The sequence below is a fragment of the Serratia sp. 2880STDY5682894 genome (assembly GCF_001537385.1).
In the GTDB taxonomy this organism is placed as follows: Bacteria; Pseudomonadota; Gammaproteobacteria; order Enterobacterales; family Enterobacteriaceae; genus Serratia; species Serratia nevei.
Map to the genome: position 1 here is coordinate 269741 of NZ_FCJA01000008.1, position 23475 is coordinate 293215.

Annotated in this window: 22 protein-coding genes; 8 read left to right on the top strand and 14 right to left on the bottom strand. The window is 58.1% G+C overall.

The annotated features are described in order from the left end of the window. Window positions 1-48 precede the first annotated feature (48 nt). The 10 genes from atpA to asnC all read right to left on the bottom strand — a co-directional run bounded on the left by atpA (window position 49) and on the right by asnC (window position 8825). A complete protein-coding gene (atpA, locus tag AWX27_RS18835) occupies window positions 49-1590 on the bottom strand; it encodes a F0F1 ATP synthase subunit alpha (RefSeq protein WP_004933808.1) in 1542 nt (513 codons plus the stop codon). A 12-nt stretch (window positions 1591-1602) separates the two neighbouring features. Then, window positions 1603-2136, bottom strand: coding sequence for a F0F1 ATP synthase subunit delta (gene atpH / locus AWX27_RS18840; RefSeq protein WP_033649565.1), 534 nt, complete (start codon window positions 2134-2136; stop codon window positions 1603-1605). 14 nt (window positions 2137-2150) lie between these two features. Beyond that, complete coding sequence (gene atpF, locus AWX27_RS18845; protein WP_004933804.1) at window positions 2151-2621, bottom strand: F0F1 ATP synthase subunit B; 471 nt, start codon at window positions 2619-2621, stop codon at window positions 2151-2153. 57 nt (window positions 2622-2678) lie between these two features. Next, the gene (gene atpE, locus AWX27_RS18850) at window positions 2679-2918 is read right to left on the bottom strand and encodes a F0F1 ATP synthase subunit C (RefSeq protein WP_004093904.1); all 240 of its coding nucleotides are present in this window, start codon (window positions 2916-2918) and stop codon (window positions 2679-2681) included. A 49-nt stretch (window positions 2919-2967) separates the two neighbouring features. After that, window positions 2968-3747 carry a F0F1 ATP synthase subunit A gene (gene atpB, locus AWX27_RS18855; RefSeq protein WP_025160299.1) on the bottom strand — a complete coding sequence of 260 codons (780 nt, stop codon included), beginning with the start codon at window positions 3745-3747 and terminating at the stop codon, window positions 2968-2970. Window positions 3748-3769: 22 nt separating this feature from the next. Continuing rightward, a complete protein-coding gene (gene atpI, locus AWX27_RS18860) occupies window positions 3770-4153 on the bottom strand; it encodes a F0F1 ATP synthase subunit I (RefSeq protein WP_004933796.1) in 384 nt (127 codons plus the stop codon). Window positions 4154-4792: 639 nt separating this feature from the next. Continuing rightward, window positions 4793-5413, bottom strand: a complete 621-nt coding sequence (rsmG, locus tag AWX27_RS18865) for a 16S rRNA (guanine(527)-N(7))-methyltransferase RsmG (protein WP_060424379.1) — start codon at window positions 5411-5413, stop codon at window positions 4793-4795. A 138-nt stretch (window positions 5414-5551) separates the two neighbouring features. Then, a complete protein-coding gene (mnmG, locus tag AWX27_RS18870) occupies window positions 5552-7441 on the bottom strand; it encodes a tRNA uridine-5-carboxymethylaminomethyl(34) synthesis enzyme MnmG (RefSeq protein ID WP_060424381.1) in 1890 nt (629 codons plus the stop codon). A 381-nt stretch (window positions 7442-7822) separates the two neighbouring features. Beyond that, a complete protein-coding gene (mioC, locus tag AWX27_RS18875) occupies window positions 7823-8263 on the bottom strand; it encodes an FMN-binding protein MioC (protein WP_060424383.1) in 441 nt (146 codons plus the stop codon). 100 nt (window positions 8264-8363) lie between these two features. Beyond that, the gene (gene asnC / locus AWX27_RS18880) at window positions 8364-8825 is read right to left on the bottom strand and encodes a transcriptional regulator AsnC (protein ID WP_004933786.1); all 462 of its coding nucleotides are present in this window, start codon (window positions 8823-8825) and stop codon (window positions 8364-8366) included. A gap of 155 nt (window positions 8826-8980) precedes the next feature. Between asnC and asnA the strand changes: the two genes are divergently transcribed. Beyond that, entirely contained in the window at window positions 8981-9973 is a 993-nt protein-coding gene (asnA, locus tag AWX27_RS18885; RefSeq protein ID WP_041037361.1) for an aspartate--ammonia ligase, read from the top strand. Between the two features lie 6 nt (window positions 9974-9979). Here asnA and viaA read toward each other — a convergent pair whose 3' ends face one another. Next, window positions 9980-11443, bottom strand: a complete 1464-nt coding sequence (gene viaA / locus AWX27_RS18890; protein WP_049200559.1) for an ATPase RavA stimulator ViaA — start codon at window positions 11441-11443, stop codon at window positions 9980-9982. 2 nt (window positions 11444-11445) lie between these two features. Next, window positions 11446-12954 (bottom strand): ATPase RavA, encoded by a 1509-nt coding sequence (gene ravA / locus AWX27_RS18895; protein WP_087762477.1) that lies wholly within the window; start codon window positions 12952-12954, stop codon window positions 11446-11448. A gap of 283 nt (window positions 12955-13237) precedes the next feature. Here ravA and kup point away from each other — a divergent pair, with 283 nt between their 5' ends. The 7 genes from kup (at window position 13238) to rbsR (ending at window position 21091) form a co-directional block, all read left to right on the top strand. Beyond that, window positions 13238-15106 carry a low affinity potassium transporter Kup gene (gene kup, locus AWX27_RS18900; protein ID WP_049200553.1) on the top strand — a complete coding sequence of 623 codons (1869 nt, stop codon included), beginning with the start codon at window positions 13238-13240 and terminating at the stop codon, window positions 15104-15106. A gap of 171 nt (window positions 15107-15277) precedes the next feature. Beyond that, window positions 15278-15697, top strand: coding sequence for a D-ribose pyranase (rbsD, locus tag AWX27_RS18905; RefSeq protein ID WP_049200551.1), 420 nt, complete (start codon window positions 15278-15280; stop codon window positions 15695-15697). Between the two features lie 7 nt (window positions 15698-15704). Then, window positions 15705-17210, top strand: coding sequence for a ribose ABC transporter ATP-binding protein RbsA (gene rbsA / locus AWX27_RS18910; RefSeq protein WP_060424387.1), 1506 nt, complete (start codon window positions 15705-15707; stop codon window positions 17208-17210). Between the two features lie 6 nt (window positions 17211-17216). After that, window positions 17217-18185 (top strand): ribose ABC transporter permease, encoded by a 969-nt coding sequence (gene rbsC, locus AWX27_RS18915; protein ID WP_019455467.1) that lies wholly within the window; start codon window positions 17217-17219, stop codon window positions 18183-18185. Between the two features lie 24 nt (window positions 18186-18209). Continuing rightward, entirely contained in the window at window positions 18210-19097 is an 888-nt protein-coding gene (gene rbsB / locus AWX27_RS18920; protein WP_060424406.1) for a ribose ABC transporter substrate-binding protein RbsB, read from the top strand. Between the two features lie 61 nt (window positions 19098-19158). After that, entirely contained in the window at window positions 19159-20085 is a 927-nt protein-coding gene (gene rbsK / locus AWX27_RS18925) for a ribokinase (RefSeq protein ID WP_060424389.1), read from the top strand. 4 nt (window positions 20086-20089) lie between these two features. Beyond that, the gene (gene rbsR, locus AWX27_RS18930; RefSeq protein ID WP_016929629.1) at window positions 20090-21091 is read left to right on the top strand and encodes a ribose operon transcriptional repressor RbsR; all 1002 of its coding nucleotides are present in this window, start codon (window positions 20090-20092) and stop codon (window positions 21089-21091) included. On the opposite strand, the gene mdtD is transcribed toward rbsR, so the two are convergent. Both mdtD and AWX27_RS18940 read right to left on the bottom strand, forming a co-directional pair. Further along, window positions 21088-22503 carry a multidrug transporter subunit MdtD gene (gene mdtD, locus AWX27_RS18935; protein ID WP_060424392.1) on the bottom strand — a complete coding sequence of 472 codons (1416 nt, stop codon included), beginning with the start codon at window positions 22501-22503 and terminating at the stop codon, window positions 21088-21090. The two genes, rbsR and mdtD, sit on opposite strands and share 4 nt — an antisense overlap. Before the next feature lie 67 nt (window positions 22504-22570). Beyond that, window positions 22571-23260, bottom strand: coding sequence for a FadR/GntR family transcriptional regulator (locus tag AWX27_RS18940; RefSeq protein WP_060424394.1), 690 nt, complete (start codon window positions 23258-23260; stop codon window positions 22571-22573). Between the last annotated feature and the right edge of the window lie 215 nt (window positions 23261-23475).

A 23475-nucleotide genomic window follows, 5' to 3' on the forward strand; every position in this document is an offset into this window, starting at 1 on the left:
CTCAGTGCCAGACGGCCTGCTGTCTTTCAACAGCAGGACCGTTCGGCGTTACCAGGACTGGGTTTTCTTGAAGGTCTCGAGGATGTCTTTCAACTTGCCCTCGATCTCATCATTGAAGTTGCCAGTTTGGTTGATGTGGTTCAGCAGTTCGGCGTGCTCGCGGTCCGCATAGGCGACCAGCGCGGCTTCGAAGCTCACCACTTTGGCGACTTCGACGTCGTTCAGGTAACCGCGTTCTGCGGCAAACAGCACCAGAGACTGTTGTGCAACCGACATCGGCGCATACTGTTTCTGTTTCAGCAGCTCGGTCACTTTCTGACCGTGGCTCAGCTGTTTGCGGGTCGCGTCGTCCAGATCGGAGGCGAACTGGGAGAACGCAGCCAGCTCACGATACTGCGCCAGCGCGGTACGGATACCACCGGACAGTTTCTTCATGATCTTGGTCTGCGCGGCGCCACCAACACGGGATACGGAGATACCCGGGTTAACTGCCGGACGAATACCGGAGTTGAACAGGTTGGATTCCAGGAAGATCTGACCATCGGTAATCGAGATTACGTTGGTCGGAACGAACGCGGAAACGTCACCCGCCTGGGTTTCAATGATCGGCAGAGCGGTCAGTGAACCGGTTTGGCCTTTAACTTCACCTTTGGTGAAGGCTTCAACGTATTCGGCGTTAACGCGCGCTGCACGCTCCAGCAAGCGGGAGTGCAGGTAGAATACGTCGCCTGGGTAAGCTTCACGACCTGGCGGACGACGAAGCAGCAGGGAAATCTGGCGGTAAGCAACGGCCTGTTTGGACAGGTCATCGTACACGATCAGCGCATCTTCACCGCGGTCACGGAAGTATTCACCCATTGCGCAACCGGCGTATGGCGCCAGGTATTGCAGTGCAGCGGATTCGGAAGCGGTCGCCACCACCACGATGGTGTTGGCCAGTGCGCCGTGCTCTTCCAGTTTGCGCACCACGTTAGCGATGGTGGACGCTTTCTGGCCGATAGCCACGTAAACGCATTTGATGCCGGAGTCGCGTTGGTTGATGATCGCATCGATCGCCAGCGCGGTTTTACCGGTCTGACGGTCACCGATCACCAGCTCACGCTGGCCACGGCCGATTGGAATCATGGCGTCAACGGATTTGTAGCCAGTCTGAACCGGCTGATCAACGGACTGACGCTCGATAACGCCTGGCGCGATAGCTTCTACCGGAGAGAAGCCATCGTTCTCAATCGGGCCTTTGCCGTCGATTGGTGCACCCAGGGTGTTAACTACGCGGCCCAGCAGACCACGACCGACTGGAACTTCCAGGATACGGCCGGTGCATTTAACCTTCATGCCTTCGGCCAGATCCGCGTACGGACCCATAACCACGGCACCTACGGAGTCGCGCTCCAGGTTCAATGCGATTGCGTAACGGTTGCCAGGCAGCGCGATCATTTCGCCCTGCATAACTTCGGCCAGGCCGTGTACGCGGATGATCCCGTCGCTGACGGAAACGATAGTACCTTCATTGTGAGCTTCGCTCACTACATTGAACTGAGCAATGCGCTGCTTGATCAGTTCGCTGATTTCGGTGGAATTCAGTTGCATGCTCCAGTCCCCTTAAGACTGCAAGACGTCTGTCAGGCGTTCAAGACGACCGCGAACGCTGCCATCAATCACCATATCGCCGGCGCGAACAACGATGCCGGCCAGTACAGACTTGTCAATTTTGCAATTCAGCTTAACTTTGCGTGACAGACGTTTTTCCATCGCAGCGGCGATTTTCGCCTGCTGTTCGTCGCTCAGCGCGCTCGCAGAGAGCACTTCGACTTCGACGGTGGATTCCAGCGAGGCGCGCAGTTCGATGAACTGCTGCAGCACGGCAGGAAGAACCAGTAAACGTCCATTTTCGGCCATTACACGGATAAAGTTCTGGCCATGTTCGTCGAGCCGATCGCCACAAACCGCGATGAACGTCTTGGACAGCGTTTCTGGCGCGACCGCGCCAGACAGCAGTTCAGAAATCTGTTCATTGCGAGTGACTTCAGCCGCAAACGCCAGCATTTCCTGCCAGCGCTCTACGCTTTGGTGCTCAACGGCAAAGTCAAAAGCTGCTTTGGCGTAGGGGCGAGCTACAGTTACAAATTCAGACATCAGCCCCTCCCTCCTTACAGTTCAGCGACCAGTTTATCAACGATGTCGCTGTTAGCAGCTTCATCCACGGAACGTTCGATGATCTTCTCGGCGCCGGCAATTGCCAGCATCGCGACTTGCTTACGCAACTCTTCACGAGCGCGCTTACGTTCGGCTTCGATCTCAGCCTGAGCCTGCGCCACGATTTTGTTACGTTCCTGCTCGGCTTCGGCTTTCGCTTCATCCATGATCTGAGCTTTGCGTTTGTTCGCTTGCTCGATGATCACCTGAGCTTCTGCTTTAGCAGTTTTCAGCTGGTCGGTCGCATTGGCTTGCGCTAAGTCCAGATCTTTTTTGGCACGCTCTGCAGAAGCGAGGCCGTCAGCGATTTCTTTCTGACGTTTCTCGATGGCAGCCATGATCGGCGGCCATACGTACTTCATGCAGAACCAGACAAACAGAACGAACGCGATGGCCTGGCCGAGGATTGTTGCGTTAAGATTCACAGCACAATGCCTCTTTAAAAGTTAATAGTTTGGTTACGTCGTAGAGGGTTACTCTACTTACGCGACGGCGAACATCACGTACAGACCCAGACCTACAGCGATCATCGGGATGGCGTCGACCAGACCCATAACGATAAAGAACTGTGTACGCAGCAGAGGAATCAGGTCAGGCTGACGAGCAGCGCCTTCCAAGAATTTACCACCCAGGATGCCGATACCGATCGCAGCACCGATTGCCGCTAAACCCATCATCACAGCGGCAGCCATGTACAGCAGATCCATACTCAGGTTTTCCATGACAGTCTCCAGTTTGTTTCAGTTTAAAAGTGCAAGTGTTTTAAGAAAATCAGTGCTCTTCAGACGCCATCGACAGATAGACGATCGTCAGAACCATGAAAATAAAGGCTTGAAGCGTAATGATCAGGATGTGGAAAATAGCCCAAGGCAAGCTCAGGACCCACTGTGACCACCACGGCAACAGGCCGGCAATCAGGATGAAGATCAACTCACCCGCATACATGTTGCCGAACAGTCGCAGACCCAGTGAAACAGGTTTGGACAGCAGGCTGACACCTTCAAGAATCAGGTTGATAGGAATGAATACAGGGTGGTTGAACGGCTGCATGGTCAACTCTTTAACGAACCCGCCAACGCCTTTCATTTTGATGCTATAGAACAGAATCAGGATAAACACGCCCAGCGCCATAGACAGCGTGACGTTCACGTCGGCGGTAGGCACGACGCGCAGCGCAGGCAGACCGAGAACGTGGGTGCCGAGATAAGGCAGGAAGTCAACCGGGATAAGGTCCATCAGGTTCATCAGGAACACCCAGACGAACACGGTCAGTGCCAACGGCGCAATGACCTTGCTCTTGCCGTGGTACATATCGCGCACGCTGCTGTCGACGAAACCGACCACCAGCTCCACGGCGGTTTGCAGTTTACCCGGCACGCCGCTGGTGGCGTTTTTGGCCACTTTGCGGAAGATCACCAGGAAGAGCGCCCCGAGGACGACGGAGAAAAACATCGAGTCGAGGTTAATCGACCAAAACCCAGTCCCGACCTGAAGCTGCGTCAGGTGGTGACCGATATACTCCTGTGGAGTCAAGACTTCTCCTGCAGACATGATGCCTCTTACCCTTATTTAGTTAAGTTCGGTAACTGTTAATCACGGCCGGTGCCACTATCTGCACCACTAACACCGCTAAATAGGTCAGGCCAAGCGGTATAAACTCCGCCTTGAACACCCCCAGCGCCACGATCAGCAAAACGATGGTGATCACGACCTTTAGCCCCTCGCCGATGGCGAACGACCAGGCAACCCTACCGGGCGCCGGCGTTTGCGCCTGATGGCGCAAGGCAAACAGCATAAACATTGCACTCGGCAACCAGGCGGCGAGACCGCCTGCCAGCGCCGAAGCGCTCCATTCCGGGCTTTTCAGCCAGAAAGCAACGCTGATCAGAACAAAAGTCATTAACTGCAAAAACAGCAGTTTGCGTGCGACTTTCCCGCTGTAAAGGGACACAGACATGACGTTTGTTCTCTCCGTACCCCAGAGGGGGTATGCTGAGTGACGTATACAACTGTTTTTGCTGTCCTGAGTCAAGCAGCAAAAAACGAGCAAATTATACGGGGCATACCAACGAATTCAATCGATAAGTAGCGAAAAGGTGAACAATTATTTAAATTTCCCTATTCCAGCCTATTTTCACAAGAAAACGGTCGGAATAATAGGGCGCATTTAATTGTCTGATTATTCCAGCGTTGCGTTTAGAAACGCGAAGCCGATCACAGTAATGTCCCTTCCTGATTTATAGCCGATGGTCAACCAAACCGTCTTTAGCAATTTGAGCGATCAAAAGATTATATAAATCAAAACATTATCAGTTAACTGTTCAAAAACAATCCGTATACCCGATGAAAACCTTTTATTGACAAGCAGCGGGGCAATATTCCAACAGCCAATTAACATTAGCAGCAAACGCCAATCTTTCGCACATGATTGCTAACGTGACTATTTCCAAATGCAATTACTCTATTGTCGCTAATTAGCCGCGTTTTTTGTGTTAATAGGAAGTAAATTAACTAAAAAAAGCGACCAACTAATTAGCCTGCTTATCTTTCTGCCTGGTACTGCCTTTAATTCACGCTTGTTTGATCAAAAGCAAACTCAGTTTGCCTTAAGAATCACCAGATGGCGTTCGCCTTCCAGTTCAGGCACCTGCAGCCGCACGATAGACTCCAGGCTAACGCCTGCAGGCAGCTGCGTCAGCTCTTCATCCGGGCGCACGCCTTTCAACGCGTAAAAACGCCCCTGCCCTTTCGCCGGCAGATGATGGCACCAGGACAGCATATCCTGCAGCGAAGCGAACGCGCGGCTGATCACGCCATCGAACGGTGGCTCGGCCGGAAACTCCTCAACGCGGCTCTGCACCGGCTCGATATTGTTCAGGCCCAGCTCATGCTGCACCTGACGCAGGAAACGCACACGCTTACCCAGGCTGTCGAGCAGCGTGAAATGCGCGTCCGGGCGCACGATCGCCAGCGGAATGCCCGGCAAGCCGGGGCCGGTACCGACATCGATAAAACGCGAGCCCTGCAGATGCGGGTTGACCACGATGCTGTCGAGGATGTGGCGCACCAGCATTTGCTGCGGATCGCGCACCGACGTGAGGTTATAAGCCTTGTTCCATTTATCCAGCATGCCGACATAGCCCAGCAGCTGCTGTTTCTGCTGATCGGGCAGCTCAATGCCTGCTACCGCAAGCAGCGAGTCTAATTTTTTTTGCACAACGGATCCTCTGGCAGGCGCTGAACGACCAGCGGATGGTTAGCTGGCGCAATGAGGCGACTATGATAATTCAGGGCGCAAGTGATGTCAGCGGCCGTTTGGCTACGGGATGAACAAACGGCCGCCTGGATGCGAGATTTATGCGCTGCGGCGCAGCAGTCCCTGCTTTTTCAGCCAGATCAGCAAAATCGAGATCGCCGCCGGCGTAATGCCGGAGATGCGCGAAGCCTGGCCGATGGAGTTCGGTTTGTGATCGTTCAGCTTGGCGATCACCTCGTTCGACAGCCCTGAAACCTGACGGTAATCGAGATCCAACGGCAGCACGGTATTCTCATTGCGCTGCTGTTTTTCGATCTCTTCCTGCTGGCGAGCGATGTAGCCTTCGTATTTGACCTGGATCTCGACCTGTTCGGCAGCTTGTACGTCGTCCAGCGGCGGCGCGAAGACGTCGGTGCCGGTCAACTGCGCGTAATCCATCTCAGGGCGGCGCAGCAGCTCTTCGCCGTTCGCTTCACGCGACAACGGCGCTTTCAGCAGCGCATTGACCTGTTCGACGTTCTCGGCGTGCGGGTGCATCCAGATGTCGCGCAGGCGCTGACGTTCGCGTTCGATTCGCTCCAGCTTCTCGCTGTAACGCGCCCAACGCACATCGTCCACCAGGCCCAGTTCACGGCCTTTTTCCGTCAGGCGGAGATCGGCGTTGTCTTCGCGCAGCATCAGACGATACTCGGCACGTGAGGTAAACATCCGGTACGGTTCTTTGGTGCCGAGGGTGCTGAGATCGTCCACCAGCACGCCCAGATAAGCCTGATCCCGACGTGGCGCCCAGCCTTCCTGTTCGTCGGCGAAGCGCCCGGCGTTCAAACCGGCCAGCAGGCCCTGCGCAGCGGCTTCTTCATACCCGGTAGTGCCGTTGATCTGGCCGGCGAAGAACAGCCCCTGAATGAATTTGCTTTCCAGCGTCGGCTTCAAATCGCGCGGATCGAAGAAATCGTACTCGATGGCGTAACCAGGGCGAATAATACGCGCGTTCTGCATGCCTTCCATCGAACGGACGATCTGCATCTGCACGTCGAACGGCAGGCTGGTGGAGATCCCGTTAGGGTAAATCTCGTTGCTGGTCAGGCCTTCCGGTTCGAGGAAGATCTGGTGCGCGTTGCGATCGGCAAAGCGCATGACCTTGTCTTCGATCGACGGGCAGTAACGTGGGCCGATCCCTTCGATGATCCCGGCATACATCGGGCTGCGATCGAGGTTATTGCGGATCACGTCATGGGTTTTTTCATTGGTATGGGTGATGTAGCACGCCATTTGTTCTGGGTGCTGGCTAGCATCGCCCAAGAACGAGAATACCGGCACCGGCGTATCGCCGTGTTGTGGCGCCAGTACGCTGAAATCGATAGTGCGAGCGTCGATGCGCGGCGGCGTACCGGTTTTCAAGCGGTTAACGCGCAGCGGCAGTTCTCGCAGGCGCTGCGACAGCGAGATTGAAGGAGGATCCCCGGCGCGGCCGCCGCTGTAATTCTCCAGGCCAATATGGATCTTACCGTCCAGGAAAGTGCCGACGGTCAATACCACCGCCTTGGCGCGGAATTTCAGGCCCATTTGGGTGACGGCGCCCACTACGCGATCGTTTTCGACGATCAGATCCTCAACGGGTTGTTGGAAGATCATCAGGTTGGGTTGGTTCTCCAACGCGGTACGGATCGCCTGGCGATACAGTACGCGATCCGCCTGAGCGCGCGTGGCGCGAACGGCTGGGCCTTTGCTGGCGTTTAGTATCCTAAACTGGATGCCGGCATGGTCGATCGCCGTGGCCATCAGGCCGCCGAGTGCATCAATTTCCTTAACCAGATGCCCTTTACCAATACCGCCAATCGCCGGGTTGCAGGACATCTGTCCCAGCGTATCGATATTGTGTGTCAATAATAAAGTCTGACGTCCCATGCGTGCCGCGGCCATGGCGGCCTCGGTCCCTGCATGGCCACCACCGATGATGATGACGTCAAATTGATCTGGATAAAACATGGAACTGCACCTCGCCGTATTGCGAACGATCGTTATTTGCCCTGGGGTGGGGGATTCTACTCAAGTTTAGACAATCGACCAAGTGGTCAGGATCGTCGGTAATTAAAAGAAGATCTTTTTTATTTAAACATCTCTTTATTAGATCTCTTATTAGGATCGCGATCCTCTGTGGATAAGTGACTATTCACGATGAAGATCAGCAGATTAAGGAGGATCGTTTGCTGTGAATGATCGGTGATCCCGACGCAGATAAGCTGGGATCTAAAAGGCTTGTTATGCACAGGACAAAAAGCGCACTACGGTTGTTATTGGGATAACTACGGCTTTTACCCTGCTTTTAAGTATAGTTATCCACAATCGTTCGCACGATCTTTAGACGAATTAGAGTAAATCAATCCAGTTTTTTACCCATTCCTCGGCCGGATCCTCGGGAATTTCATGTTCGGTCACGTCGATCTCGAGACGATCGCCGATCCTTTTCGCGCCTCTGGCGATCAACAGATCGTCGATCTGTTTGATCGCACCGCAGAAGGTGTCGTATTCCGAACTGCCCAAACCGACGGCGCCGAACTGCACCTCGGAAAGATCCGGCTGTTGTTCTGCGATCTGCTCCAGCAACGGCTGAAGGTTATCCGGCAGTTCGCCGGCGCCGTGCGTGGAAGAGACCACCAGCCAGCGACCGGTCAACGGCAGCTCATCCAGTTCAGGGCCGTGCAGCATCTCGGTAGAGAAACCCGCGTCTTCCAGCTTTTCAGCCAAATGTTCAGCCACGTATTCGGCGCTGCCAAGCGTACTGCCACTGATCAGAGTAATGTCTGCCATGAACCAACGATCCCAACCTTCTCACTCAAAGTGGCTGCATTGTACGCTGTGAATCGGCTGGGATCTACCTGTGGATAATGTGGGTATGCAATTTGGCGGGTTACGGCACGATGGTGCGCATAATGGGGTTCTGCAGCGAGATCAGCGTTTCGGTAGACTGGATCTCGTCGATGGTCTGGATCTTGTTGATAAGTACCTGTTGCAGCGCGTCGATCGATCGGCACATCACCTTGATAAAGACGCTGTAGTGGCCGGTGGTGTAATAGGCTTCCACCACTTCTTCCAGGCTTTCCAGCTTCTTCAGCGCCGAAGGATAGTCTTTGGCGCTCTTTAATATGATGCCGATAAAGCAGCACACGTCATAGCCCAGCTGTTTGGGGCTGACGTCGATGCGCGCGCCGGTGATGATCCCGGCCTGTTTCATCTTCTCTACCCGCACATGAATGGTGCCGGGGCTGACGGCGAAGTTTTTCGCCAGTTCGGCGTACGGTGTGCGCGCGTTGTCCATCAGTGCGTTGAGGATGCCGCGATCGAGATTATCGATCTGATAAATTTCCGCCATTTAATCCCCCATTAATTAACGATTGTTGAATTCTGTCCGGGTAAAAATGAACGATTAAAAGTGAAAAGGCAATATTGATTAGTGGATATTGAATTGGCGTATCATTTTGTTGCTTAATCGATGGCAACAGAGACAGGTTTACAAGAGATACGGCAATGAAAAAACAGTTTATCCAAAAACAACAACAAATCAGCCAGGTCAAATCCTTCTTCTCCCGCCAGCTGGAGCAACAGCTCGGTCTGATCGAAGTGCAGGCCCCGATCCTCAGCCGTTTGGGCGATGGCACGCAGGATAACCTCTCCGGCAGCGAGAAAGCGGTGCAGGTTAAGGTCAAAACCCTGCCGGACGCCACCTTCGAAGTGGTGCATTCACTGGCGAAATGGAAACGCAAAACCCTGGGTAGTTACGATTTCGGCGCTGGCGAAGGCCTGTACACCCATATGAAGGCGCTGCGCCCGGATGAAGATCGCCTGACGCCTATCCACTCGGTGTACGTCGATCAGTGGGATTGGGAGCGGGTAATGGGCGATGGTGAGCGCAGCCTGGACTACCTGAAAAGCACCGTGCGCAGCATTTACGCCGCCATCAAGGCGACGGAGGCGGAAGTCAGCCGCGAGCATGGTCTGACTCCGTTCCTGCCGGAACAGATCCACTTTGTGCACAGCGAAACCCTGCTGCAGCGCTACCCGGATCTGGACGCCAAAGGGCGCGAGCGGGCGATCGCCAAAGAGCTGGGCGCGGTATTCCTGATCGGCATCGGCGGCAAGCTGTCGCACGGCAAATCGCACGATGTGCGGGCGCCGGATTATGATGACTGGACCACGCCGGCGGCGGATGGCCTGGCGGGCCTGAACGGCGACATCGTGGTGTGGAACCCGGTGCTGCAGGACGCTTTCGAGCTGTCCTCTATGGGCATCCGCGTCGACGCCGCCGCGCTGAAACATCAGCTGGCGCTGACCGGTGACGAAGAGCGCATGAAGCTGGAGTGGCACCAGTCGTTGTTGCGCGGCGATATGCCACAGACCATCGGCGGCGGTATCGGCCAGTCGCGTTTGGTGATGCTGCTGTTGCAACTGTCGCATATCGGCCAGGTGCAGTGCGGCGTGTGGTCGCCGGAAGTGCGCGGGGCGGTCGAAGGCCTGCTCTGATCCTGCCTAGCGCCGCCAGCGGCGCATCAAACGGCTTTTCAGCCCGGTATCAAAGCGCCAGATATGATCGAAGATGCGCATGATGCCGGGTTTGCCGTAGGCGGACATCGCCACCGCATGGAAACGCTGCTGGTGGCTTTGCTGCTGCTGTTTTACCTTCTTTATTACCTCCTCCGGCAATCGCTGGGCGATAAAATCGGAAATGATCACCGCATCGGCGTCGAACCAGCCGCTTTCCGCCATTTTGGTGACGGTGGCGTTCAGGCAGGCCGCCAGATCGGTGCCGCCGCGAAACTGCTGGCCAAGAAAGCGCACCGCCTGTTCGATGCCGCTGGCGGCGGTGAGTTCGTAATGCACGATCTGGTTGGCGAACAGCATGATGTAGCAGCGGCGGTTGTCCGCCAGCGCAATGCGCAGCAGCGCCAGGCAGAACGCCTTGGCGCACTGTTCGTTGAAGCCGCCCATCGATCCTGAGGTGTCCACGCAGACGATAAACGGCCCGCGCGGCTGTTGATCCTGCTGCTGGTGGGTGACCTGGCGGATCAGGATCTGTTCCTGCCAAACGTCGCCCTGCAGGCGGTAGCTCAGCAGCCGCTTTTCCAACAGGCGGCGATAAAACTCGAACTCCAGCTCTTCAATCCCCAGCGTCGCCAGCTCCGGCGGCAGCAGGCGCAGGATGTCATCGCTTTGATGAATGCCGCTCACTTCTTCCGGCAGCGTGGCCGGCACCTGTACCATGACCCTGAACGGTTCGGGCTGCGCGTCCTGTTGCTGCACTGCCTTGGCCTGATAGCTGCGGCCCAGCTGCTGCGCCAACTTTTTCAGCTCTGGCTGCTGCTGCAAAAAGTTGCCGTACTCCACCAGCCGTTGGTAATCACCGCGCTGCAGCTGGCCTTTGCTCATGTCCCACAGCCTGCCGGCGGCGGTGTCGTTCTCCGACAGCAGCGGCTCCAGCGCGCCGCTCAGTGCCAGGCGCTCCTGCAGTTCCGCCATCAGCTGCTCGCGCTCTTGTTCCAGCAGCTGGTGGTGCAGCATGGTGGCCTGCAGCGTCAGGCTGATGCGCCAGCGCTGCAAGAATAGGGTTTGGAAGCTGTCGTCCAGCGGATGATTGGGCAGATCGGCGGCGTCCACCAGCGCGCGCGCCTGTTCATAAAACGGCGAGACCAGCTGGCGCAGCAGCTCCATCGTGTCGTTGAGGTTGTGATAGAACTGGGTGTTATTCTCCAGTTGGCACTGTTGGTAGCGGTAAAATTCCTGCGCCAGCGCCGGCGGCACCATGGCCTCCTGCAGACGCTCCTTGAGCTGCAGTTTCCAGCGTGGCAGATCGCGATCCAGCGCCCGGCGAATGGCCGGAAACTTTTTAAAGAACACCGACAGCTGCGGCGCCGCCAGCATGCCGACGATCATCTCCTCGATCATCTCGCCTTCGGTGATCGCCAGCAGCAGATCGAGCGTCTCCAGACTGAGCATGGTTACTGGCCGCGCATTTGCTGCAGTTGCTGTTTAACCTGCTCTGCCACCTGCAGCAGACTGGCTTCGATCTTGGCCAGGCCGGCGGCGGGGGTGAACAGACAGGGCTGATGCTGGCTGAAGGCGCGGCGCTGCTCCGCCAGGCGCTGGGCCAACGCGTCCATTTCATCCAGCAGCGCCTGCGGCGTGGCGGTGGCCTGTTTGCCCGGCAGCGCCAGCAGCGAAGGCTGGCGGCTGACGTCCAGCACCGTCAGGTGCAGTTGGTCGTCGACCTCCAAATCGATCGGCTGCGCGAAGCCGATGCCGTTCAGCTTGGCGCGCACGTCGCCGCCTTTTTGCAGCCAGTTATCCAGCACGCTGCTCTCGATGCTCAGATGGTTGACCTGAATGTCATGCAGCTGCAGCGGTTTTTGCAGCAGCAGAGTGAGAGTGCCGCCGGCGAACGGCGTGGCCGGCGCGTATTGCGGTTTGCGGCTGAACATGCCGCCCTTTTTCACCAGGCTGATGGCCTGCCGGTCGCTTTGTTGTTGCTGATCCTGCAGCCAGCGGGTGTGGATTTGTTGCAGTTGGATCAACATCGACTGCTGCTGATAGGCCGATTCGGTCAGCAGCTGATCGATCTGCTGTTGCAGCAGTTTCAGCGAGGTGAGATCGTGCCACAGGCAGTCTTTCAGCAGCATCAGGTCGAGCGGGGCGATGGCGTCGCGCCCGCTGAAGAAGGCGCAGGCCTGCAGCAGGCGCAGGGCCTTTTTCCAGCGTCGGTCGGAGACGTACGGCGCCTGTTCCAGCGCGTCCAGCCGCTGGCGCAGCTGGAAAATCAGCTCAAAGCAGGCTTCCGGCAGCGCCACCTTGTCGATCTGCGGTTGCCACTGCAGAAACTCTTCATCGCTGACGCTCAGCGCCGCCGGCACCGGGTTTTGGCTCTCGTTTTGGCGGTTGACCAGCAGCGAGCGGAAATTCTGTTTATCCTGCACCTTGTCCAGCCACAGGCGGATCAGCATGCGGTCATATAAGGCTTCGAGGCTGTTGTCCGCTTCGGGCAGTTCGTTGGAGGCGGTGACCAGCAGGCGCAGCGGGATCGGTTCTTCGCTGTTGCCGTTGCGAAAGCGCCGTTCGTTGATCGCCGTCAGCAGGGTGTTGAGGATCGCCGGGCCGGCCTTCCAGATTTCGTCCAGAAACACGATCTCTGCTTCGGGCAGGTAGCCGGTTGTCAGGCGCTGATAGCGCCCTTCATCTTTCAGCGCCTGAATAGAGAGCGGGCCGAAGACCTCTTCCGGCGTGGAAAATCGCGTCATCAGGTATTCAAAGGAACGGGCGTTGCGGAAGGCAAACTTCAGCCGGCGCGCGATCAGGCTCTTGGCGATGCCGGGCGGGCCGAGCAGGAATACGCTTTCGCCGCTCAGCGCCGCGAGCAGGCACAGGCGGATCGCTTCTTGCCGCTCATAAAGACCGCTCTCCAGCGCGCTGCTGAGGCGGGAAATTCGTTCTGCCAGAAGGGATGATGGCGTCATATAATTGTCGCATTGTCCGAGAGTTAGCCAATCTTGGTCGATAATCCGATGATAAACCACCATTATTTTTAGTGGTATAGCTTATTGATTAGTAATATTTTTCTAAGCTGTGCCGGATATCCGGTTCACATTTTGTTTATTTTTCGGCTCTGATATAAGGGTAGGCAAGGCGTATAAATGGTGCATACTGTGCGGCTTTCTGGTGGGCGTGACGGATCTTTGAGCCCGTATTTTGCCTGATGCGGATGCATCGCTAACGGATGTTCTGATAAAGAAACGAATTATGAGCGCAGAGCATAAGCAGTCCTTATCGGCGGTAACCCTGGCGGCCATCGGCGTGGTCTACGGTGATATCGGAACCAGCCCTCTCTATACGCTGAGAGAGTGTTTCTCCGGCCATTACGGCTTCGATGTTCGTCCAGACGTGGTTTTCGGCTTCCTGTCGCTGATTTTCTGGATGCTGATCGTGATCGTTTCCCTCAAATATCTCACCTACGTGATGCGCGCGGACAACGCCGGCGAGGGCGGTATCCTGACGCTGATGTCGCTGGCCGGGCGCAACACCTCGGCGCGCACTACCGCCGTGCTGGTGATACTGGGCCTGATCGGCGGCAGCTTCTTCTATGGTGAGGTGGTGATCACCCCGGCTATCTCGGTGATGTCGGCGATCGAGGGGCTGGAAATCGCCGCGCCTGCGCTTGACGCCTATATCGTGCCGCTCTCCATTCTGGTACTGACGCTGCTGTTCGCCATTCAAAAGCACGGCACCGGCAGCGTTGGCAAGCTGTTCGCTCCGGTGATGCTGCTGTGGTTCATCGTGTTGGCGGTGCTGGGCGCGCGCAGCATCATTTCGAACCCGGAAGTGCTGCAGGCGCTGAACCCCAAATGGGCGCTCAACTTCTTCATGGAATATAAGAAGGTATCGTTCTTCGCGCTGGGGGCGGTGGTGCTGTCGATCACCGGCGTCGAGGCGCTGTATGCCGATATGGGGCACTTCGGCAAGTTCCCGATTCGCCTGGCCTGGTTCACCGTGGTGTTGCCATCGCTGGTGCTCAACTACTTCGGCCAGGGCGCGCTGCTGCTGAAAAACCCGGAGGCGATCAAAAACCCGTTCTTCCTGCTGGCACCCGACTGGGCGCTGATCCCGCTGCTGATTCTGGCGACCCTGGCAACGGTTATCGCCTCGCAGGCGGTGATTTCCGGCGTCTTCTCGCTGACTCGCCAGGCGGTGCGTCTGGGCTATCTGTCGCCGATGCGTATCATTCACACCTCGGAAATGGAATCCGGCCAGATCTATATTCCGGTGATCAACTGGACGCTGTACATCTCGGTGGTGCTGGTGATCATCGGCTTCGAACACTCCAGCAATCTGGCGGCGGCGTACGGCATTGCCGTCACCGGCACCATGGTGCTGACCAGCATTCTGGTCACCTCGGTGGCGATCAACAACTGGCACTGGAATCGCTTCCTGGCGATCGGCATCGTGACCATCTTGCTGATCATCGACGTGCCGATGTTCTCCGCCAACGCCCTGAAGCTGTTCTCCGGCGGCTGGTTGCCGCTGACCTTGGCGCTGGTGATGTTCCTCATTATGACCACCTGGAAGAGCGAGCGTTTCCGCCTGCTGCGCCGCCTGCATGAACACGGCAACTCGCTGGAGGCGATGATTGCCTCGCTGGAGAAATCGCCGCCGGTGCGGGTGCCGGGTACCGCGGTGTTCATGTCGCGCGCCACCAACGTCATTCCTTTTGCGCTGCTGCACAACCTGAAGCACAACAAGGTGCTGCATGAGCGGGTGGTGCTGCTGACGCTGCGCACCGAAGATGCGCCTTACGTGCACAACGTGCGCCGGGTAACCATCGAACAGCTGTCGCCGACCTTCTGGCGGGTGGTGGCCAGCTACGGCTGGCGTGAAACGCCGAACGTCGAGGAAGTGTTCCACCGCTGCGGGCTGGAAGGGTTGCCGTGCCGCATGTCGGAGACCTCGTTCTTCATGTCCCATGAATCGCTGATCCTCACCAAGCGGCCGTGGTACCTCTATTTGCGCGGTAAACTGTTCGTCGCCCTGAGCCGCAACGCGCTGCGCGCGCCGGATCAGTTTGAGATCCCGCCGAACCGGGTGATCGAGCTCGGCACGCAGGTCGAGATTTAACCCGCCTGATAAGGGGCTCAGCATGGCTGAGCCCCTTTTGTTTGTGCTTTGTCCGTGCGTGAACGAAACGTTTCGATAGCGATCACACTTCTGCATTGTCCCGGTTGCCTTCCCCTGCCGTTTTTTTAAACTCCCCCAGAGAGCGAAACGTTTCGCTAGCGGAGTGAGAAGATGAAAAAAGGCGTATTACTGAATTCCGACGTGTCTGCCGTGATTGCCCGGCTGGGGCATACCGACCAGCTCACCCTGTGCGACGCGGGCCTGCCGATACCGGCGGAAACGCAGCGCATCGATCTGGCGCTGACGCAGGGCGTGCCGACCTTCATGCAGGTGTTCGCGGCGGTCACGCAAGAGATGCAGGTAGAAAGCGCCATCCTGGCGGAAGAGATCGTGAAACAGAATCCGTCGCTCCACGAGGCACTGTTGGCTGAACTGACCGCATTGGGTCAACGCCAGGGCAATACCATCAGCGTGCGCTATATCAGCCATCAGGCGTTTAAAGCGCAAACCGGGCACAGCCGGGCGGTGATCCGCAGCGGGGAGTGTTCGCCTTATGCGAACGTGATCCTGTGCGCCGGCGTAACTTTCTGAGGCGCGTATGCAACCTTTACTGCAACTGAAAGGGATTGATAAAGCCTTTCCCGGCGTGAAGGCGCTTTCCGGCGCTGCCCTCAGCGTCTATCCCGGCAAGGTGATGGCGCTGGTGGGAGAAAACGGCGCCGGGAAGTCCACCATGATGAAAGTGCTGACCGGCATCTACCAGAAAGACGCCGGCAGCCAGTATTTTCTCGGTAAAGAGGTGGCGTTCAACGGGCCTAAGGATTCGCAGGAAGCGGGCATCGGCATTATCCATCAGGAGCTGAACCTGATCCCGCAGCTGACGATTGCGGAAAACATCTTCCTCGGCCGCGAGTTCGTCAACCGTTTCGGCCGCATTGACTGGAAGCGCATGTACGCCGAGGCCGATCGCTTGTTGGCGCGTCTCAATCTGCGCTACAGCAGCCACCGACTGGTGGGCGAGCTGTCGATCGGCGATCAGCAGATGGTGGAGATCGCCAAGGTGCTGAGCTTCGAATCGAAAGTGATCATCATGGACGAACCGACCGATGCGCTGACCGACACCGAAACTGCCTCGCTGTTCAAGGTGATCAACGAGCTGAAGGCCGAAGGGCGCGGCATCGTGTATATCTCGCACCGCCTGAAAGAGATTTTTGAAATCTGCGACGACGTGACCGTATTCCGCGACGGGCAGTTTATCACCGAGCGGCCGGTGAGCGAGCTGCAGGAAGATTCGCTGATTGAGATGATGGTCGGCCGCAAGCTGGAAGAGCAGTACCCGCGCCTGGATTTGCCGCGCGGGGAAAAACGGCTGGACGTCAGCCACCTTTCCGGCCCCGGCGTTGAAGACGTCAGCTTTACGCTGTACCGCGGCGAGATCCTCGGCGTGGCCGGGCTGATGGGCGCCGGGCGCACAGAATTGATGAAAATCCTGTACGGCGCCGCCCCGCGCAAGGCCGGCTCCGTCAGCCTGGACGGTCGCGACGTGGTCACCCATTCGCCGCAGGACGGGTTGGCGAACGGCATCGTCTATATCTCGGAAGACCGCAAACGCGACGGCCTGGTGCTGGGCATGTCGGTGAAGGAAAACATGTCGCTGACCGCGCTGCGCTATTTCAGCCGCGCCGACGGCAGCCTGAAACAGGCCGACGAGCGGCAGGCGGTGGGGGATTTCATCCGGCTGTTCAATATCAAAACGCCGTCGATGGAGCAGCCGATCGGTCTGCTTTCCGGCGGCAATCAGCAAAAAGTGGCGATCGCCCGCGGCCTGATGACCCGGCCGAAGGTACTGATCCTCGATGAGCCGACGCGCGGCGTCGACGTTGGCGCCAAAAAAGAGATCTATCAGTTAATCAACCAGTTCAAGCAGGAAGGGCTGAGCATCATTCTGGTGTCTTCGGAAATGCCGGAGGTGATGGGCATGAGCGATCGCATTCTGGTGATGCACGAAGGGCATCTCAGCGGCGAGTTCCCGATTGAACAGGCCACCCAGGAAGCGTTGATGGCGGCAGCCGTCGGCAAGCAATACGGCGTAAAGCAGGAGTAATCAGATATGAGTTCCCAGACTATCGCAGCTAAGCGCTGGTTCAGTAAAGAGTGGCTGTTAGAGCAGAAGTCGTTGATTGCGCTGCTGGTGCTGATCGCCGTGGTCTCTTCCATGAGCCCGAACTTCTTCACCCTGAACAACCTGTTCAATATTCTGCAGCAGACCTCGGTGAACGCCATCATGGCGGTGGGGATGACGCTGGTGATCCTCACCTCCGGCATCGATCTGTCGGTAGGATCGCTGCTGGCGCTGACCGGCGCGGTGGCGGCGTCGATCGTCGGCTTTGAGGTCAACGCGCTGGTGGCGGTGGCGGCGGCACTGGCGCTGGGCGCCGCGGTTGGCGCCTGCACCGGGGTGATCGTCGCCAAAGGCAAAGTGCAGGCCTTTATCGCCACGCTGGTGATGATGCTGCTGCTGCGCGGCGTCACCATGGTGTACACCAATGGCAGCCCGGTCAACACCGGTTTCACCGATGTGGCCGACACCTTCGGCTGGTTCGGCATCGGCCGCCCGCTGGGCGTGCCTACGCCGATCTGGATCATGGCGATCGTGTTCATCGCCGCCTGGTATATGCTGCATCATACGCGCCTGGGCCGCTATATTTATGCCCTGGGCGGCAACGAAGCGGCGACCCGCCTCTCCGGCATCAGCGTCGATAAAGTGAAGATTATCGTCTACTCGCTGTGCGGCCTGCTGGCGGCGCTGGCCGGGGTGATCGAAGTGGCGCGCCTGTCGTCGGCGCAGCCGACCGCCGGCACCGGCTATGAGCTGGACGCCATCGCCGCCGTGGTGCTGGGCGGCACCAGCCTGGCCGGCGGCAAGGGCCGCATCGTCGGCACGCTGATCGGGGCGCTGATCCTCGGCTTCCTGAACAACGGCCTGAATTTACTGGGTGTTTCTTCCTACTACCAAATGATCGTGAAGGCAGTGGTGATACTGCTGGCGGTTCTGGTAGATAACAAAAGCAACAAGTAACCTCCCCCTACAGGAATCACGATGATGAAAATGAAAAAACTGGCAACCTTAGCTTCCGCCATCGCGCTGAGCGCCACCCTGAGCGCCAATGCCATGGCCAAAGACACCATCGCGCTGGTGGTGTCCACCCTCAACAACCCGTTCTTCGTCTCGATGAAGGACGGTGCGCAGCAAGAGGCCAACAAGCTGGGCTACAACCTGGTGGTGCTGGATTCCCAGAACAACCCGGCGAAAGAGCTGGCCAACGTGCAGGATCTGATGGTGCGCGCGCCCAAGCTGCTGCTGATCAACCCGACCGACTCCGACGCGGTAGGCAACGCCATCAAGATGGCCAACCAGGCGAAGATCCCGGTCATTACGCTGGACCGCGTGGCGAGCAAGGGTGACGTAGTGAGCCACATCGCTTCGGATAACCGCGTGGGCGGCAAAATGGCCGGCGACTTCATCTCCAAGAAAGTGGGTGCCGATGCCAAGGTGATTCAGCTGGAAGGCATCGCCGGCACTTCCGCCGCGCGTGAACGCGGTGAAGGCTTCAAACAGTCGCTGGATCAGAATAAATTCAAACTGTTGGCCAGCCAGCCGGCCGATTTCGATCGCACCAAGGGCCTGAACGTGATGCAGAACCTGCTGACTGCGCACCCGGATGTGCAGGCGGTGTTCGCTCAGAACGATGAAATGGCGCTGGGTGCGCTGCGCGCGCTGCAAACCGCCGGTAAAACCGACGTGATCGTGGTAGGCTTCGACGGCACCGCTGACGGCGTGAAAGCGGTCGAAGGCGGTAAGCTGGCGGCGACCGTGGCGCAGCGTCCCGATCAGATCGGCGTGATCGGTGTGGAAACCGCCGATAAAGTGCTGAAAGGCGAAAAAGTGCCGGCGACCATCCCGGTCGATTTGAAACTGGTCACTCAGTAAGTCATACCAGCGCCATCGGAACGGGGCGTTTACGATGGCGCGCAATTCAGGAATCAATGCGATGGAAACAGGTAAGCTGGTGGTTCTTGGCAGCATCAATGCCGACCATATCCTCAATATTGAACAGTTCCCCCACCCGGGCGAAACGGTGATCGGGAAACAGTATAAGGTGGCGTTTGGCGGCAAGGGCGCGAATCAGGCGGTGGCGGCCGGGCGCAGCGGGGCGGAGATCGCCTTTATAGCCTGCGTGGGCGCTGACGACATCGGCGAACGTGTCCGCCGGCAGCTGGCGAGCGATCGCATTGATACCCAACCGATTGAAGCCATCGCCGACAGCACCACCGGCGTGGCGCTGATCTTCGTCAACGCCGAAGGCGAGAACGTGATCGGCATCGATGCCGGCGCCAACGCCGCGGTGACGCCGGATTACCTGGCGCGCTACCAACAAAAAGTGATCGATGCCGACGCTTTGCTGATGCAGTTGGAGTCGCCGCTGGATACGGTGATCGCCGCCGCCCGCCTGGCGAAGCAGCATCACACGCAAGTGATCCTCAACCCGGCCCCGGCGCGTGAGCTGCCGGACGAGCTGCTGGGCATGATCGATATGATCACTCCGAATGAAACCGAAGCCCAGCGCCTGACCGGCATCGCCGTGGACAACGACGCCGATGCGGCGCGCGCGGCGCAGGCGCTGCACGACAAGGGCATCGCGACGGTGATCATCACCCTTGGCAGCCGCGGCGTGTGGCTGAGCGAAAACGGCAACGGCAAACTGGTGCCCGGCTTCAAGGTGCAAGCGGTGGATACCATCGCCGCCGGCGATACCTTTAACGGTGCGCTGGTCACTGCCCTGTTGGAAGGCAAGGTCATGGCCGATGCGGTGCGTTTCGCCCATGCGGCGGCGGCGATCGCCGTGACCCGCCCTGGCGCGCAGCCTTCGGTGCCGTGGCGTGAAGAGATCGACGCCTTCTTGCAGCAGCAGGGGTGATCCTTTGGCCACCATGAAAGATGTCGCCCGCCTGGCGGGCGTTTCAACCTCTACCGTTTCGCATGTGGTCAACAACAATCGCTTTGTCAGCGACAGCGTGCGCGACAAGGTCATGGCGGCCGTGGAACAGCTGAACTATGCGCCTTCCGCGCTGGCGCGCAGCCTGAAGCTCAATCAGACGCGCACCATCGGCATGCTGGTGACCGCCAGTAACAACCCGTTTTATGCCGAAGTGGTGCGTGGCGTGGAGCGCAGCTGCTATGAACGCGGCTACAGCCTGATCCTGTGCAACACCGAAGAAGACGCCGCGCGCATGAACCGCAGTATGGAGACGCTGCTGCAAAAGCGCGTCGACGGTTTGCTGCTGATGTGCACCGAAAACCACCGGCCATCGCAAGATGCCCTGAGCCGCTACCCGTCACTGCCGATCGTCATGATGGACTGGGCGCCGTTCGAGGGCGCCAACGACATTATTCAGGATAACTCGCTGCTGGGCGGCGAGATGGCGACCGATCATCTGATCGCCTGCGGCTACCGCAAGATCGCCTGCATCGCCGGCCCGCAGGATAAAACCACCGCCCGTCACCGACTGGAAGGCTATCGCAACGCGATGCGGCGCGCCGGATTGCCGGTTCCGCCAGGGTATGAAGTGCATTGCGACTTTGAGTTTGAGGGCGGCGTGAACGCCATGCGCCAACTGCTGGCGCTGGACGAGCCGCCGCATGCGGTGTTCGCCGGTAACGACGCGGTGGCGGTGGGCGTTTATCAGGCGCTATATCAGGCCGGGCTTTCCGTGCCGCAGGATATGGCGGTGATGGGCTACGATGACATTGAGTTGGCGCGTTATCTGGCGCCGCCGCTGAGCACCATTCATCAGCCGAAGGATTCGCTGGGCGAACTGGCGATCGATGCGCTGATCAATCGCCTGCAAAACCCGGAGCGCGCGCCCCAGGTGCTGGTGCTGACGCCCGAGCTGGTGGAACGCGCCTCGGTGGGCCGCCGTTAACTGGCCGCCTTCGCTTCTTTCTTGCTTTCCTGGCCGCTGATCAAATTGCGGCCATCCTTCCTTCTCAGCAACATAAACACCAGCGCCGACGCCACGGTGACGATCCCCATGGTGATAAAGGTGTAATGGAAGTGGTCGATCATGGTGCCTAACGACAGGGATTCGTAAAAACGCAGCACCGCCGCGCTGATTGCCACACCGAAGCTGATGGACAGCTGCTGGGTGACCGCCAGGACGCTGTTGCCGGCGCTGGCGTTGGCGTCGTTCAAATCCGCCAGGCTGATGGTGTTCATGGCGGTGAACTGGGTGGACATCGCCATGCCCAGCACGAACAGCGGCAGGATCATCAGCCACAGCGGCATGCCCGGGCTTTGCAGGGCGAACTGGGCGATCAGCACCCCGATGATAACGGTGATGCCGACCAGCGTTTTACGGTAGCCGAACCAGCGCAGCACCTGAGTGACGGTGGATTTCGCCATCAGCGAACCGATGGCGGTCGGCGCCATCATGCAGCCGGCGACGATCGCCGTATAACCGAATCCCACCTGCAGCATGAGCGGCATTAAAAACGGCACGCAGCCGGTTCCCAGCCTGGAGGCGACGTTGCCGGCGATACCGACCGAGAAGGTGCGGGTTTTGAACAGGTCGAGACCGATCAGCGGCTGAGGATGGCGGCGTGCGTGCGCGATATAGCCGAACAGCATCACGAAACCGCTGAGCAGAATGCCCAGCGAAACGTAGCTCGCCAGCACCCGCTCGCCAAACAGCTCCAGCCCGGTAGAGATCAGCACCAGGCTCAGGCCGAACAGCATGAAGCCAAGGAAATCGAAGCGGCGCTTGGGCGTGGTGAAGTCCGGCATGTACTTGCGCGCATAGACGATGCCGAGCAGGCCGATAGGGATATTGATCAGGAAAATCCAGTGCCAGGTGGCGTAGGTGACCAGCCAGCCGCCCAGCAGCGGCCCGAGAATCGGCCCGACCAGGCCGGGCATGGTGACGAAGTTCAGCACCGGCAGCAGTTCGCTGCGCGGGTAGGCACGCAGCAGCGCCAACCGTGCAACCGGCATCATCATCGCGCCGCCGATGCCTTGCAGCACGCGAGAGGCGACCAGCACGCTTAACGTAGGGGACAGGGCGCACAGCAGCGAGCCAAGGGTGAATAACGTCACGGCGAAGATGAACACGCGGCGGGTGCCGAAGCGGTCCGCCAGCCAGCCGCTGACCGGGATCAGCATCGCCACCGTCAGCGTGTAGCTGATGACGGCCGATTGCATCGCCAGCGGTGAACGCCCCAGGCTTTGGGCGATCGCCGGCAGCGCGGTGTTAAGGATGGTGGCGTCCAGCGCCTGCATAAAGAACGCCATTGCGGCGATCCACGGTAGTCCTGCCATACTGCGCGCGGATTGGGTCATGGTCGGTCCTGGTTAAATGGTCGTCTGTCCCTCGTCTCTTTCTTCTATATATAAGCGGGGAGCGTGTCTAGTCTTTCTCTTTCAGCAGCACCTGGCAGGCGACGAGCGCGCCGGCGCTGTCTCCGGCGAGTATCGCATCGACGATAGCCTGATGATGGCGCAGCTTGATCACTTCATTGCCGGTGATGGCACGGAAGTAGCTTTGGTACACCGAACTGAACAGGTTGGCGAACGAGGTCAGGAACGGGTTGCCGCTGGCCTCGTAGATGAGCTGGTGGAATTGGGTATCGACCTGGATCCAACGCTCGCGATCAAACTGGGTATGCAGCGCGCGCATTTCCGCCATCAGCTCCGCCAGCAGCTTGGTTTGCTGCGGGCTGGCGTGGTTTGCCGCCAACGCGCAGGCCTGCGGCTCCAGCGAAGTGCGCAGGATAAGGAAGTGTTGCATCACCTGATCGAAGTTTTCCCGCGTCATCCACCAGGTCAGTAAATCCTGATCGAGAAAATTCCATTGGCTTTGCGGCATCACGCGGGTGCCGATACGTGGGCGCGGCAACAACATGCCTTTGGCGGCTAAGATCTTTACTGCTTCGCGTACTGCGGTGCGGCTGACGCCGAATTGCTCGCCCAGTTCCATTTCACCGGGCAGGATGCTGCCGGCCTGATAATCGCCCGCCAGAATTTGTTGGCCGAGTTTCTCTGCAAGCAGATAAGAAAGATTGCGTTGGGCGGCCTGTTGTTGTGCATTTAGCGGCATGGCTGCGGGTCCTTACTGACATCGTTATTTCTATTTTACTCCAGTGATCGCCAGCTTTTATGGCTGTTTGCCGGAAAAAGTGACATAAATTCGTCGCTTTTTCGCCCTTTTGTTGAAAAAAAGCGCGCTTGAAAAGTTTTTTGCAATTAGGGGTTGCGGCCCGCCGAGAACTCCCTATAATGCGCCTCCACTGACCGGGAACAACGACTGACAAG

Coding starts and splice junctions, on each gene's coding strand:
- atpA (WP_004933808.1), bottom strand. CDS start 1,590: ATGCAACTGAATTCCACCGAAATCAGCGAACTGATCAAGCAGCGCATT.
- mnmG (WP_060424381.1), bottom strand. CDS start 7,441: ATGTTTTATCCAGATCAATTTGACGTCATCATCATCGGTGGTGGCCAT.
- asnC (WP_004933786.1), bottom strand. CDS start 8,825: ATGGCGGAAATTTATCAGATCGATAATCTCGATCGCGGCATCCTCAAC.
- rbsC (WP_019455467.1), top strand. CDS start 17,217: ATGAGTTCCCAGACTATCGCAGCTAAGCGCTGGTTCAGTAAAGAGTGG.
- kup (WP_049200553.1), top strand. CDS start 13,238: ATGAGCGCAGAGCATAAGCAGTCCTTATCGGCGGTAACCCTGGCGGCC.
- rbsA (WP_060424387.1), top strand. CDS start 15,705: ATGCAACCTTTACTGCAACTGAAAGGGATTGATAAAGCCTTTCCCGGC.
- viaA (WP_049200559.1), bottom strand. CDS start 11,443: ATGCTCAGTCTGGAGACGCTCGATCTGCTGCTGGCGATCACCGAAGGC.
- atpE (WP_004093904.1), bottom strand. CDS start 2,918: ATGGAAAACCTGAGTATGGATCTGCTGTACATGGCTGCCGCTGTGATG.
- atpI (WP_004933796.1), bottom strand. CDS start 4,153: ATGTCTGTGTCCCTTTACAGCGGGAAAGTCGCACGCAAACTGCTGTTT.
- atpH (WP_033649565.1), bottom strand. CDS start 2,136: ATGTCTGAATTTGTAACTGTAGCTCGCCCCTACGCCAAAGCAGCTTTT.
- rbsD (WP_049200551.1), top strand. CDS start 15,278: ATGAAAAAAGGCGTATTACTGAATTCCGACGTGTCTGCCGTGATTGCC.
- AWX27_RS18940 (WP_060424394.1), bottom strand. CDS start 23,260: ATGCCGCTAAATGCACAACAACAGGCCGCCCAACGCAATCTTTCTTAT.
- atpB (WP_025160299.1), bottom strand. CDS start 3,747: ATGTCTGCAGGAGAAGTCTTGACTCCACAGGAGTATATCGGTCACCAC.
- rbsK (WP_060424389.1), top strand. CDS start 19,159: ATGGAAACAGGTAAGCTGGTGGTTCTTGGCAGCATCAATGCCGACCAT.
- mdtD (WP_060424392.1), bottom strand. CDS start 22,503: ATGACCCAATCCGCGCGCAGTATGGCAGGACTACCGTGGATCGCCGCA.
- rbsB (WP_060424406.1), top strand. CDS start 18,210: ATGAAAATGAAAAAACTGGCAACCTTAGCTTCCGCCATCGCGCTGAGC.
- ravA (WP_087762477.1), bottom strand. CDS start 12,954: ATGACGCCATCATCCCTTCTGGCAGAACGAATTTCCCGCCTCAGCAGC.
- mioC (WP_060424383.1), bottom strand. CDS start 8,263: ATGGCAGACATTACTCTGATCAGTGGCAGTACGCTTGGCAGCGCCGAA.
- asnA (WP_041037361.1), top strand. CDS start 8,981: ATGAAAAAACAGTTTATCCAAAAACAACAACAAATCAGCCAGGTCAAA.